Below are 11,488 nucleotides of genomic sequence, written 5' to 3'. Positions count from 1 at the left end.
GGTCAGCGGATTTGCCTGCTCGGCGATAGTGCGGCGAACCACCTCGGACTGACGGCTGGATACCGGCCAGGTGGAGGCATCGTGCCAATCGTCGTAACGAGAAAGGTATTTATCCGGGTCAAGCTCTGCGCCGTCCTGCACCTTGTAGAAAAACTCGCCGTTGGCGGAGGTGGAAGGCCAATACATGAGCCGGGATGCCTCGTAGGTGGTATCGTCAAAGAGGTCAATGCCGATCTCCTTTGCCACCATGCGGGCGACTGCCGGATATTCCTCCTCGCTGATCTCCCGTTTCAGCGGAATGAGCAAACGAAGGCGGGGATGCTCCGGCGTGTGTTTATGGGTGGAATAGACGCAGCACTTGAAATCGTAGAACAGCGTAATTTCATCCCAGATATCCGGGGTGCCGTAGTCCATATCCAAGGTAAGCAGAGAGCGGCACAGCACCATGCCGTTTTTGCGGCGACCTTCCCGGAGATGCCCTCCGACAAAACCGCCCACATCCTTGATGTCGTCCTGCTGACCCTTTTTCAGCTTGCGGTATTCTTCGACCGTTTCCGTGGTGCGGATGGTGCTGCCGCAGCGGGCGCAGAGATCCGCCCAGGAGATGTCCTGATTCTTCCACTTTTTATCCATGCGGCTATTGCCGACTGCGATCTTCATCTGTGTACCTCCTCACAGGTTTCGGTAAAGTAGCGGATAAGCTGACCTTTCCGCTTGGCCTTCTCGATCTCAATGCTCATGCCGCTGGTGATTTTCTCTCCGAACACCCACAGCTCGGCGCATTTGGAGAGCAGGACGATGTCCATGAACAGTGCCAGGTCACGCTCCCTGCGGTCATTGTCATTCATGAATTGGGTGAAATAGATGTGCGGTGCGATGGGTACGCACCCGGCTTCCACGGCGAAGCGGCAGTAAGTACGGGCGTTCTCCTGGTTCTTCACCATATCCCCAGCCAGCGGAGAACAGATATACACCACAGGACGGAAGGCTCGAAGTGCCTTGGCTTCCTGCTCGATCTTCGTCAGTGCCTCGTAGGCAGTGGGGTCGTAATACCCCTCGCAATTAAATTTATTGACTCCCATTTGGGCCACCTCAGTCTTTCTTATAAAAATCGCAGACATAGCCATCTGCTCGGAGCAGCAGCCCCGATGCCCAAGCGGGCGTTTGCCCCATGACGGAGCAGATATTCTCCAAAGAAGTATCCGGCGGTGCTTCGATGACCGCTTCATCGTGGACGTGCATGACGATGCGGTACCCGGCAGCATTCAGCCGGAGCATAGCTTCCGCAAGAATGTCCCTTGCCGTTGCCTGGACGATGTTCTCCACGAACTTGGGTCCGTAGCTTTCCAGCCGCAGCCACTTTTTCTGTTCGCCGACACCTTCATAGGTCACGGACTCATTGCCGAAGCGGTTCAGACCCATTTTCGGCTTCACATACACGAGCCGTCTGCCGGAAGGCAGCACCACGAACATCATGCCGCTCTGATAATAGAAGCGAATGCCGTGTGTTTCTGTGGCAGTTCGCTCTCGGACGCAGGTGGAAGCTGCTTTGTCCACATCCCACCAGAACTTTGTGATGTGGGGGTTGGACAGACGCCAGGCATCCACCAGCGGTTTCAGTTCTTCTTCCTGCAAACCGTAGTTCAGTGCGCCCATTGCTTTCAGCGCACCCACGGAGCCACCGTAGCCAAGAGCCAGTTCGGCAATTTTGCCTTTCTGCCGCAGATGCCCGTTCACGCCGTGCTTTTCTACGGGGACATGGAACATCTGCGAAGCGGAAGCGCAGTAAATGTCGCCGCCCTTTGCAAAAACCTCCTGCCGCCAATGCTCCCCAGCGATCCATGCGATGACCCTCGCCTCGATGGCGGAGAAGTCTGCCACATAAAAGCGGCAGCCGGGTTTCGGCACAAAGGCGGTGCGGATAAGCTCGGACAGTACCAGCGGTACGGAGTCATAGAGCATTTCCACGGCGTCCGTATTGCCGCTGCGGACCAGCGCCCGTGCGGTGTCCAGATCCGGCAGATGGTTCTGCGGCAGGTTCTGCACCTGGATGAGCCGACCGGCATAGCGTCCGGTGCGATTGGCCCCGTAAAACTGGATAAGCCCTCTGGCACGGTTATCCGAGCCGACTACCGTCTGCATGGCGGTGTATTTCTTGACGCTGCTCTTGGCAAGCTCCTGCCGCAGGGAGAGGGCAAGTTCGATTTCTCCGTCTGCCTTTTCGAGCATATCTGCCACGGCGGCTTTGGAGAGCGAATCTGCCTCCACGCCTTTTTCGGCAAGCCACGCCTTGAGCTGCACCGGACTGTTGGGGTTATCCAAGCCGGTCACCGAGCGGGCCTGCTCCATGTGCGTCCGCTTGAAGCGTTCATCGCAGCGAATCGCCTGGGTGACAAGGGTGCGGTCAAGCATGATGCCCCGGTCGTTGATCTGCTGGTCGAGGGTGTAGTTGCGCCACTCGGATTCCGTGACCGGGAACTTGGAGAGCTTCTGCTGAATGGACATTTCCGTTTCCACATCCCGGAGGTTGTAGGCTTTGAACAGCGACCATTTCTCCGGAGCATCTGTCGGATAATGTCGAATAAGCGAACCGTCCCTTGCTTTTGCCGGGGTGCAGAAATACCGGATGAGGTCTTTGCCTTCTTTGAGCTTCTGCTTTTCCAGACCCAGCACGGCACCGACGCCTTCCAGCGAAAGCGGCAGACCCAGCGTTGCCGCCCAGACCATCGTGCAGTGCCAGGAGGACGGGTCGAGATATTGTCCGGTTGGGTATCCAAGATAGCGGGACAGACACACACGCTCGAATTGTGCATTGAATGCCCATTTGGTCACGGCAGGGTCGGTCAGCGCAGAGCGGACATCGGCAGGAAGCGTTTCTCCGGCAGTCAGATCCACGACCTGCACCGGTGCGCCGTCCGCCGAATAGCCGAAGAGCAGCACCTCAAAGTCCGGGGTTTCGGCATAGCGGTACACGCCGCATTTGGTGAGGTTCTCGGAGGAGAATGTCTCAATATCGATGCTAAGTGTTTTCATACGCATTCCTTCCTACGGAATATGGGTGGCAGAGGTCAATTTCTGCCACCCACAGAGCCGTCTGGGGTTACTTGAATTCCTTCATGCGCTTCTCGTGGTATTCCAGGTCACGGGAAGCCTGTTCCTTCTCACGCTTTTCACGCTTGTGGTCATTGCTGATGCCCTGCACCAACCAAACGAAGAAGCCGATGCTGAGGCAGGCCCAGATTCCAAGGAGGGCGGTTACCAGGATGTTCTGAATCAGTTCCATTGTGTTGCACTCCTTTCTCAGGACAGGAAGTCGTCGTCCAGGTCGGTGGCGAAATCGTCAGCCGCAGAGGACTTGCCGCCGAGAGGCTCACCGTCACGAACCTTTTGGATGTTGCCAAGACCACAGGCGATGCCGCGGTTGCCGTTGGAGTTGAAGGCGTAGAAGTTGACGGACACTCTGGCGTAGCAGCCGGAATACACCTCGGAGCGGTCAAGGATCGGCTGGACGCTGCGGTCCACGATCTGGGGCGCGGTGGTGCTGTTGGCGTTTACGAAGAAGCTGTTCTTGTAGGCTTCATCGTCACGCTCGGTATCGCCGTCACGGAGCGGGAGCTTCAGAGCCGCCTTGTTGGGGATCTTCCCGCCGAACTTGGCGACGCCCTCCTTGATGGCAGCGTCCACGGCGGCGTTGATGGCGTCGAGGGTCTGCTTATCGGATTTCGGAATAATGAGGGACACGGAATACTTGGGGTTGCTGCCATTGATGGAGGCAGGCTCCCACACGTTTGCGTAGGACAGGCGGACAACGCCGGTCACAACTTTGGTCGAATTCATCTTGTTAGCCATAATTACAGTTCTCCTTTATAGTCGGTAAAGTCTTGTTTTGCACCCGTGGACGTGATAGCCGGGCGCCTGTCGGATGCGGGAACGAGCGTCGGCTTTCCTTTGGGCTTGATAACCAGACCGCCGAGCACCTCGGCAAAGGTCTTTTTGCCCATGAGCTTCTCCATCTCGGTGATGGTGATGAGCGATTTCTTGAAGATGTCGGTATAACCGGCTGCACGGGCAGCGGCGACAACGGCATCCTCGTCGGTGTATTTGCGGTTGGTGCGGCTTTCCACCAGCTTGTAGCCGGGCCACTGTTTTCCGTGGTTGACCGCTGCGTCCTGGGCGTAGGCCATGAGTTCATTCGCCCATTTGGTGAGGTCCTCCAGCTTGCCGAGAATGTCGCCGATCTCCGCATCGGAAAGCAGGGGCGGCTGGGCAAACTCGTATTTGGCAAGTTGGAGCTTGGCATCGGCTCTGGCGCGGCATTTGACCGCCGCCTTGCAGAACTGACACCAGCTTCCGGGGCAGTATTCGCCTTCGCCCTTGAAGGCAAGCTCTGCCTTTGGCTTCAGCGTCTTTTCCGCCCATTTCCGAAGGTCGGTGACTGAAATGACCCAGGTGCTGACATTCTCCCGGCGGGGCTGGTAGATGGTCATGGAAACCGTCTCGATGTCGTAGAGGCAATCGAAGATGCGGAGTGCTCCGAGCGCATACAGCATCATCTGAGGATTCTCTTCGGCATTCACCAGAATCCCTTGACCGTATTTCAGATCAATAATGTGGAGGAGCTTGTCCGCCACGATGAGGCAGTCGCCGGTGCCGAAGCCGTCCGGCACATAGCAGGAGAAGTCAAGCCGCTGCTCAATGAGCACCTTGGGGTCAGGACAGTCCTGCCGGGCTTCCTCGATGGCTTCCAGAACGAATTCCAGGTAACCGTCTGTGTACATCTCCATTTCGTCGGAGTCGTACTTGCTGACCGGGCGGGTGGAGCGCATCTTCAGCGCCTTGCGGAGCTTGTGTTCCGCCAGCGCATGAGCGGCGGTGCCTTCTGCTGCGGCTTCCGTTTCTCTGTCCTCGAACTCCAATTCCAACCTTGCGGATGGATTGCAGTGAAGCCAGCGATGGGAAGAGGATGCCGAGAGGACTGCGTGACGATTAGGGGGCATCTTTCAGCACCTCCACATCCTTGAGCAGTGCCTCGTAGTGCTTGGGGTCGATGCCGGAGAGCTTCGGAGCGCCGTACTTCTTAAGGAGCGCCTGGATCTCGGTTGTGAATCCGGCTCGGCTCTTTTCGCCAAGCACCGCTCGGACTTCTTCCAGCGTCAGTTCCTTTTGGGGAGCGGGTGTAGGTTCCTTCGGCTCTGCATCGACAGTCGGCTCATTCTGCAGCATGGCATCTGCCACAGCCTGAACGCTGTCCGCCAGGGAGCGAAGATCCTCGACTACATTGAGCAGGAGCTTAACCTTACTCATGTGCGCCACCTCCCATTGGAACTTCGGTGATGGCAATGGACTCGACCGAGTTGCCGGGAACCACGACCATGACCTTCTGCTTGGGACCCAAGAGCAGGGTGAAGATCTTTTCACGGATACTGACCGTTCTGCAAGCGACTACACCGCCGTTTTTGGGCTTGTCTGAAACACGGATATTCAAGTTGTGTCTCATACGGGGTTACCGTCCTTTCCGGAGGGCTTGTATTTTGTTGCCTTCCGGTGTACCCAGAAAAATCGGGGATTTGTCAGGGTGTCTGGCGGAGAATTTTCAAAAACTTTTTTCTGCCTGCCTCGATGGACTCGGAAACAGACTGAAAGCTGGCCTCTTCGATGGCAGCGATTTCCCGCAGGGTCTTGCCGTTTGCGTACAGTCGAAGCCGGCGCTGCTGGGTGGCAGTCAAATGCGAGAAGGCTTCTCGGATACGAGCGGTCTGTTCTGCCGAATCATCCTCTACGGCATATTCGTCGCAAGCACCGTATTCTTCGCCCTCGTAGTCGATGGCGTCGTAGGAGTAGCAATGGTAGCGATGACGCTCGTCCTGCGCGTGCTCCGCCTTACGGCTGTCGATGATGACGGCACCGATTTCGTCAGAAACCTCGACCTCCGTCACTGTTCCGTCCAAGAATGCGTATTTGATTTTCATAATGTGTCCTTTCCGCTTGAGGCGGCACCGAGCGGCCGGGACACAAAAAGAGCCGGTGGTCACGACGGACTCACCGGCAGACAACACCTACAAGAAGGCATGGCAAAGCACGGTGGGTACATCGAGTTCAAAAAATCCCTGTGGGGTTTTCGGTTCTCTATGTATCCCGCCGCCTCTAATGCGCATCTCAAGGCTTTGAGATTAAATTTGGCAGGGCTACTTGCCCCAAGGGTATATAAGGTTTTTCAGACCTTCGAGAAAAACAAAAGACGGCCGGGACATAGCGCACCCCACGAAGGGGAGGCTAAATCCTGGCCGTCTTGCAGCTCTGCGGATGATCTTTACTTTGTGTGCATTACGCTGCACGAGCGTGGCTTTCCACTTGGAAAGCCCTGGTGCTGATTCGCGTCATAACCGTTTCGGTATCTCGCAGTGTCACTGTGAAGCTGTCGCCCACAGGCACGGTCATTCTTACCGCACGGTCTTTGTGCTGGATCTCAACGATCCCTGTCTGGGCATCCGCCATGCAGACGAGATGTCCCTTACAATCTCGGTACGCTACCATCGGGGTCCTCCTTTCTTGCAGTAGTCATAGGCACCACCTCCTTAATGTTACCTTGTTAGCAAACTTGCTAACGCTTGCTGTAAAAAAACACAGCGGGCGGTAAAACCCGCTGTAGTTTTCGATATGGACGCTCAAGAACCGACCACGCCTGCAAAATCCATGATGGCAGAAGCGTAGGAATAATCGGTCGTATCGTTGGTTTTGATGTAACCGAGGTCTTTGAGCCTGTTTGTCGCCGCCTGGATGGAAACATCGAAGCAGTCAGACATTTTAGCGATCAGTATCGCACGGGATGTAGGGGTTTTGAGCTTGTCCTTGCAGGATCGTGCCAGCAGATCCACCGAACACTTCGGCATCAAAACGGCAGCGGACAGATGGTTGGCCTGCCATTCCATCCAGTCATGGTCGTCCCATTTGCGAGTGTCCGATTTATTTGTCATGCCATTGTCGACCCGGCACTGTATCATGGGGGCGATGAGCTCATCGTCAAAAATGGATACCTGGTCGGGGTTATACGAGAAATAGCCGGAATGGAAGATGTCATGCCCACCCTCATGTCCGAGCGTAAAGCGGTAACGATGCCGTTGGCTCTCATCCAGAAGGCGGTTGTCGATGATGACGGTACGGGCCTTGGCACTGATGTACTCCGCCCGATTTGTGGCAGGGTCAAAAACCGGCACCTTATTGGTGTCGTTAAATACAGTCATCCCAAGGTACACGCCATTGTGGGACAAATATTGATAATCCGGCGTCATTCCGAGATAGAATTCAATAAACCCTTCGATGTCCACGGGAGAGGGGTTCGTGAGGACTTCCGGCTGAAAATCCTGTACGAAACGCTCTCCGATGGCATCGATCTCGGCTTTGCTCAAAATCGGTACGCCGTTGTTCTTCACTCGAAGAGAGGGAGTGTACATCTTTATAAATTACCCCTTTCGCTGCCGGAGCTCCTCGACGAACTTCAACCAGTCAGCCTCGCTTGCATCAAGGTCACGTGCCGTGCGAAGCGCAGCGGACACATAGTCATGTTCCATGATATAGTCAGGCAGGTCTGGGGCAACAGAGTTTCTCTTCTTGCCGGCCAGATCGTACATCGTAGTCTTATCCTCGTCGTTCAGCATGAGAATTTGGGAAATCAGCTCCAGCTTCTCCATTTCGGGAGGGTTGCGGCGGTCCTTCTCAATGTCGGTCAGATAGGGCGCAGTGATCCCTATCATTTCCGCCATTTTGCGGAGCGTGATTTGTTTCTCTGTGCGTTTCCTTTGAAGGAACTCTCCAAAATTCTGGTACTGTGTGTTCATGTCGTTCACCTTTTCTACTTTACATTATAAGCCCTATCTTGATTCGTTCAGCCTGTTTGCGGCACTGTTATCATACTTGTGGGCAACTTCTCATCACAACGGTGAATCGAATTAGCACGGATGCTTGTACGCTTGTTAGCAACCTTGCTAACACTATTATACGCAAGACATAATGACTTGTCAAGAGGTAAAGCAGAAAAATATTTGGAAAATATCTCTTATTGGTACATTAACCCCGGCATTTTGACTTTATCTCTTCCATCCATGGGCATTTTTAAATCGCCCATGAGGCAGGCGTAGGTGATGGCGCTCTTGCCAAAGCGACCACGGATCTCCTCCACAGCGTCCTGGACTTTCTCCATTGCCATGCGGTGCTGGACATTATCAAACAGCGTGAGTTGCTCCGCACTGTCTTTGGGCGAGAGTTCAATGGCACGGACGGTGACCGCTCTGACCTTCGTGTTCCAGGGATACCGCTCTTTAAAACTCCGAAATGCGGCAGCGGCGATCTCCGAGGGAAGCTGAGTCTTGAGCGGCAGCTTGCATTGATACTGTGAGCCGAACAGATCATTGCCTCGGACATGGACTTGGACGGTACGGGTGGCGAGGTTATGCAGCCGAAGTCGGTGACCGATATCCTGCGAAAGAGCGAATATGACTTTCCATACCTCTTCTTCGTTTTCCAGGTCGGAAACACAGGTAATGCCGTGACCGACCGATTTGACCGGGGAAACAAAATCCTTATGCATGACTCTGGAATGGTCTCTGCCATTGGCATAAGTCCACAGCGCAAGACCGTTCACCCCCAGAAGCCCTTTCAGAAACAGTGGGTCGCACCCAGCAACTTCTCCGATCGTATGGATGCCGTACTGCGCCAGCTTCTTGGTGGTGGCGGGACCGCAATAGATCATATCACTGCATGGGAGCGGCCAGACCTTCTCTTTGTATGACTCCGGTGAGATCTCTGTGATGGCATCCGGCTTTTTTAGATCGGACCCCAATTTGGCGAACACCTTATTAAAGGATACGCCGATGCTGACGGTCAGACCGAGCTCCTCCTTTACAGAGCACCGAATATTTTCCGCAATCGTTCTGGCATCGCCGCAGACACACCGGCTGCCGGTCACATCGAGCCAGCATTCGTCCATGCCAAAAGGTTCCACCATATCGGTGTACCTCTGGTAAATAGCCTGGGTCAGCTTTGAGTATTTGAGGTATTGGTCGTATTGCGGTGGCACGATGATGAGGTCACGACAGCACTGTTTCGCCTCCCAGTTGACCATCCCAGTTTTTACACCAGCTTTCTTCGCCAGTTCAGACTTGGCAAGCACAATGCCGTGTCTGTCCTCCGTGCAGCCGCAGACTGCCACCGCCTTTCCTCTAAGACTTGGGTCGAGCATTGTCTCAACGGAAGCGTAAAAGCAATTCAGATCACTGTGGAGAATGGCATGATTCTGCATAATTCCATCTCCTTCAACAAAACTTCATCAAAACCTATTGACAAGGTGAAGAAAGTGAAGTATATTATATGCGTAACTTCATCAAACTTCACCTACATAATAGCCTGTCGATGAAGTTTTGTCAATAGCTCAGATGAAGTTGATGAAGTTACGAGATGAAATTTATCGAAAGAAGGTATCCTATGACTTTCTCGGACAAGATCAAGGTGGCCAGAGAGCAAGCGGGTCTGACCCAACAGCAACTTGCTGATAGCACTGGCGTTTCCAAGCGGACAATTGCTTCCTATGAGTCCGGTGGCGCAATTGCCAGGGCTTCCACGATGTTGAAGCTCGCAAAAGCGCTGAATATATCCTCAAAGTATCTTTCCGACGATTCCTGCCTCGACCCAATGGCTGACATTGAGAAGGACGGCTATCTTGAAGAAGCCCGCGAACGGTATGGATCTTCCGGAGCCCGTGATGTCGACCAGCTCCTCCGAGACAATGCTGCGTTGTTCGCAGGTGGTGAACTGTCCCAGGAACAGAAAGACCAGTTCTTTGAGGCGGTCATGCGGGCGTATGTCGCCTGCAAGGATGAAGCAAAGGTGAAATTTGGTCGCAAGAACAAGTAATGTCCGTTTTATGGGACAGTTACCATTGTATAATTACAGCATGGGGTCAGTATACCCATTTTACATAAGGAGGAGGTGAGCCTGTGTCATACGCAGAAGTGTGCGGCGCAGTCGAAGCCCTACAAAAGAAATACCACGAAAGCAATCCGTTCCGGCTTTGCGAGGATATGAATATCCTTCTGCTCAGTCAGGCTCTCGGAAACACCCCGGATGCCATAAAAGGGTTTTACTTAGAGAGCAAGCGGATACGAACGATCACGGTCAACTGTGACCTGCCGGAAGCGGTTCAGAAAATCATTGTAGCCCATGAGCTGGGTCATGCGGTGCTGCACCGCCATTCGGGTATTCACGCATTTCACGATATTGGCCTATTCGATGAGAGCTCGCTGTTGGAGAAGGACGCCAATCTGTTTGCTGCCGAGTATTTACTCAGAGACCAGGATGTCCTTGAAACACTCAACCGTGACACCACTTTTTTCTCTGCCGCCGCAATGCTCCGTGTCCCAGCGGAACTGCTTGATTTTAAATTCCGTGTGCTGAAGTGGAAGGGCTATAAGCTGATAGAGCCGCCGATCTCGGCGCGGAGTAATTTCCTTGCCAATATGGAGGTGCCGGACGATGCAGACTGCTACGGTGAATAAGCCGCTGAAAGTATATGTAGCCGTCAAAGCAGATTTTGCTGCTGACGGCACGATGTTCCCCAGGATCATCACTTGGGAGGACGGCGAGAAATATGAGATAGACCGTGTGTCCGATATCCGTCAAGCTCCTGTGCTGAAAGCCGGAGGCCAGGGCGACCGCTATACGATATGGATCGGCGGTCACCAGAGCTATCTGTTTTTCGAGCGCAGCGCAGACCTTACAGGAAACAACATCGGACGATGGTTTGTAGAGCGGAGGCAGTAGGCGATGATACTGCGAATCATAGATGAGATAGAAAAAGCGCTGAACCACGACCTCTATTTTGCAGCGCTGAACCTGGCGCTCACACTGCCGGACATCTGCGGAAAGGCGGAATATCCATCTTTGCGTAGTACCAGAGAGCGCTATATACAGTGGTACGATAAAATTGTGGGGGTGACGGAGAAACCTCCAAAGTGTACTGAGGACGAACCGGAAATGCCGTACTTAAGCGGTGAGGTGGTATATAGCCTCCGCTGCTCATTGCTCCATGAAGGAAATCCGAACCTGCAAAAGAACGGGAAGCATCCCATCCCAATCGACCGCTTTTCGTTGGTAATTCAGTCAGAGCAACCGTTTCGCATTTACGGCGGAGAAGGAAGCAGTGTAATGACAAGCTCTGACGGCACGGAAGTCCGCAGTTACCGAGTAAATGTGCGGAGGCTGTGCATGGTGCTGTGTTTGTGCGCCAAGGGGTACTATAAAGAAAATAAGGAAAAATTCGATTTTTACAACTATGAGCTTATCGATTGGGATGAGGTCACAGCCTCTTTACATCCCATCAACATGGAAGAAATGTTTCGGAAACTCGCAGACCCAAGCCTCTCCGAAAACGAGCATAGCGGCGAAAGTGCGGATGAATAAGCAAAAACGATGCCGGACTGACACCAAAAGCGTGGGC

15 protein-coding genes and 1 pseudogene are annotated in these 11,488 nt (G+C 53.9%); 4 read left to right on the top strand and 12 right to left on the bottom strand.

Annotation, left to right across the window (positions count from 1 at the left end):
• The 12 genes and pseudogenes from WMO66_RS07325 to WMO66_RS07270 all read right to left on the bottom strand — a co-directional run.
• Nucleotides 1-660: pseudogene (locus WMO66_RS07325) on the bottom strand (virulence-associated E family protein); the annotation flags it as partial.
• The gene (locus WMO66_RS07320) at nucleotides 657-1,082 is read right to left on the bottom strand and encodes a DUF7768 domain-containing protein (RefSeq protein WP_349135755.1); all 426 of its coding nucleotides are present in this window, start codon (nucleotides 1,080-1,082) and stop codon (nucleotides 657-659) included. The gene WMO66_RS07320 and the pseudogene WMO66_RS07325, both read right to left, overlap by 4 nt.
• A 10-nt stretch (nucleotides 1,083-1,092) precedes the next feature.
• Nucleotides 1,093-3,033, bottom strand: a complete 1,941-nt coding sequence (locus WMO66_RS07315) for a DNA polymerase (RefSeq protein ID WP_349135754.1) — start codon at nucleotides 3,031-3,033, stop codon at nucleotides 1,093-1,095.
• A gap of 67 nt (nucleotides 3,034-3,100) precedes the next feature.
• Nucleotides 3,101-3,283 carry a hypothetical protein gene (locus WMO66_RS07310; RefSeq protein ID WP_349135753.1) on the bottom strand — a complete coding sequence of 61 codons (183 nt, stop codon included), beginning with the start codon at nucleotides 3,281-3,283 and terminating at the stop codon, nucleotides 3,101-3,103.
• 17 nt (nucleotides 3,284-3,300) lie between these two features.
• Entirely contained in the window at nucleotides 3,301-3,849 is a 549-nt protein-coding gene (locus WMO66_RS07305; RefSeq protein ID WP_022402558.1) for a DUF2815 family protein, read from the bottom strand.
• Nucleotides 3,850-3,851: 2 nt separating this feature from the next.
• Nucleotides 3,852-4,997 carry a DUF2800 domain-containing protein gene (locus WMO66_RS07300; RefSeq protein WP_349135752.1) on the bottom strand — a complete coding sequence of 382 codons (1,146 nt, stop codon included), beginning with the start codon at nucleotides 4,995-4,997 and terminating at the stop codon, nucleotides 3,852-3,854.
• Complete coding sequence (locus WMO66_RS07295; RefSeq protein ID WP_349135750.1) at nucleotides 4,987-5,304, bottom strand: rRNA biogenesis protein rrp5; 318 nt, start codon at nucleotides 5,302-5,304, stop codon at nucleotides 4,987-4,989. The genes WMO66_RS07300 and WMO66_RS07295 overlap by 11 nt, the downstream gene beginning before the upstream one ends.
• Entirely contained in the window at nucleotides 5,297-5,497 is a 201-nt protein-coding gene (locus WMO66_RS07290; protein WP_349135749.1) for a hypothetical protein, read from the bottom strand. The genes WMO66_RS07295 and WMO66_RS07290 overlap by 8 nt, the downstream gene beginning before the upstream one ends.
• A gap of 73 nt (nucleotides 5,498-5,570) precedes the next feature.
• Nucleotides 5,571-5,969: a hypothetical protein gene (locus WMO66_RS07285; protein ID WP_349135748.1), complete on the bottom strand. Its 399-nt coding sequence runs from the start codon at nucleotides 5,967-5,969 to the stop codon at nucleotides 5,571-5,573.
• A 696-nt stretch (nucleotides 5,970-6,665) separates the two neighbouring features.
• Nucleotides 6,666-7,406, bottom strand: a complete 741-nt coding sequence (locus WMO66_RS07280) for an ImmA/IrrE family metallo-endopeptidase (protein WP_303792083.1) — start codon at nucleotides 7,404-7,406, stop codon at nucleotides 6,666-6,668.
• A 54-nt stretch (nucleotides 7,407-7,460) separates the two neighbouring features.
• On the bottom strand, nucleotides 7,461-7,835 hold the full coding sequence (locus WMO66_RS07275; protein WP_177472926.1) for a helix-turn-helix domain-containing protein: 375 nt from the start codon (nucleotides 7,833-7,835) through the stop codon (nucleotides 7,461-7,463).
• Nucleotides 7,836-8,053: 218 nt separating this feature from the next.
• A complete protein-coding gene (locus WMO66_RS07270) occupies nucleotides 8,054-9,295 on the bottom strand; it encodes a DNA polymerase IV (protein ID WP_178482084.1) in 1,242 nt (413 codons plus the stop codon).
• 155 nt (nucleotides 9,296-9,450) lie between these two features.
• Between WMO66_RS07270 and WMO66_RS07265 the strand changes: the two genes are divergently transcribed.
• The 4 genes from WMO66_RS07265 to WMO66_RS07250 all read left to right on the top strand — a co-directional run bounded on the left by WMO66_RS07265 (nucleotide 9,451) and on the right by WMO66_RS07250 (nucleotide 11,451).
• Entirely contained in the window at nucleotides 9,451-9,906 is a 456-nt protein-coding gene (locus WMO66_RS07265) for a helix-turn-helix transcriptional regulator (RefSeq protein WP_349135747.1), read from the top strand.
• Nucleotides 9,907-9,989: 83 nt separating this feature from the next.
• Nucleotides 9,990-10,547, top strand: a complete 558-nt coding sequence (locus WMO66_RS07260; protein WP_349135746.1) for an ImmA/IrrE family metallo-endopeptidase — start codon at nucleotides 9,990-9,992, stop codon at nucleotides 10,545-10,547.
• On the top strand, nucleotides 10,525-10,812 hold the full coding sequence (locus WMO66_RS07255) for a hypothetical protein (protein ID WP_349135745.1): 288 nt from the start codon (nucleotides 10,525-10,527) through the stop codon (nucleotides 10,810-10,812). Before WMO66_RS07260 ends, WMO66_RS07255 begins: the two co-directional genes overlap by 23 nt.
• A gap of 3 nt (nucleotides 10,813-10,815) precedes the next feature.
• Complete coding sequence (locus WMO66_RS07250; RefSeq protein WP_303792091.1) at nucleotides 10,816-11,451, top strand: hypothetical protein; 636 nt, start codon at nucleotides 10,816-10,818, stop codon at nucleotides 11,449-11,451.
• The last annotated feature ends 37 nt before the right edge of the window (nucleotides 11,452-11,488 follow it).

It is taken from the genome of Faecousia intestinalis (genome assembly GCF_040096185.1).
GTDB lineage: Bacteria > Bacillota > Clostridia > Oscillospirales > Oscillospiraceae > JAZOXB01.
This window is presented reverse-complemented; position numbering and strand designations above follow the sequence as displayed.

Excerpts from the sequence above, each read along its gene's own strand:
- WMO66_RS07290 (WP_349135749.1), bottom strand. The coding sequence starts at position 5,497 with ATGAGACACAACTTGAATATCCGTGTTTCAGACAAGCCCAAAAACGGC.
- WMO66_RS07315 (WP_349135754.1), bottom strand. The coding sequence starts at position 3,033 with ATGAAAACACTTAGCATCGATATTGAGACATTCTCCTCCGAGAACCTC.
- WMO66_RS07275 (WP_177472926.1), bottom strand. The coding sequence starts at position 7,835 with ATGAACACACAGTACCAGAATTTTGGAGAGTTCCTTCAAAGGAAACGC.
- WMO66_RS07285 (WP_349135748.1), bottom strand. The coding sequence starts at position 5,969 with ATGAAAATCAAATACGCATTCTTGGACGGAACAGTGACGGAGGTCGAG.
- WMO66_RS07270 (WP_178482084.1), bottom strand. The coding sequence starts at position 9,295 with ATGCAGAATCATGCCATTCTCCACAGTGATCTGAATTGCTTTTACGCT.
- WMO66_RS07255 (WP_349135745.1), top strand. The coding sequence starts at position 10,525 with ATGCAGACTGCTACGGTGAATAAGCCGCTGAAAGTATATGTAGCCGTC.
- WMO66_RS07250 (WP_303792091.1), top strand. The coding sequence starts at position 10,816 with ATGATACTGCGAATCATAGATGAGATAGAAAAAGCGCTGAACCACGAC.
- WMO66_RS07300 (WP_349135752.1), bottom strand. The coding sequence starts at position 4,997 with ATGCCCCCTAATCGTCACGCAGTCCTCTCGGCATCCTCTTCCCATCGC.
- WMO66_RS07305 (WP_022402558.1), bottom strand. The coding sequence starts at position 3,849 with ATGGCTAACAAGATGAATTCGACCAAAGTTGTGACCGGCGTTGTCCGC.
- WMO66_RS07295 (WP_349135750.1), bottom strand. The coding sequence starts at position 5,304 with ATGAGTAAGGTTAAGCTCCTGCTCAATGTAGTCGAGGATCTTCGCTCC.
- WMO66_RS07310 (WP_349135753.1), bottom strand. The coding sequence starts at position 3,283 with ATGGAACTGATTCAGAACATCCTGGTAACCGCCCTCCTTGGAATCTGG.
- WMO66_RS07320 (WP_349135755.1), bottom strand. The coding sequence starts at position 1,082 with ATGGGAGTCAATAAATTTAATTGCGAGGGGTATTACGACCCCACTGCC.
- WMO66_RS07265 (WP_349135747.1), top strand. The coding sequence starts at position 9,451 with ATGAAATTTATCGAAAGAAGGTATCCTATGACTTTCTCGGACAAGATC.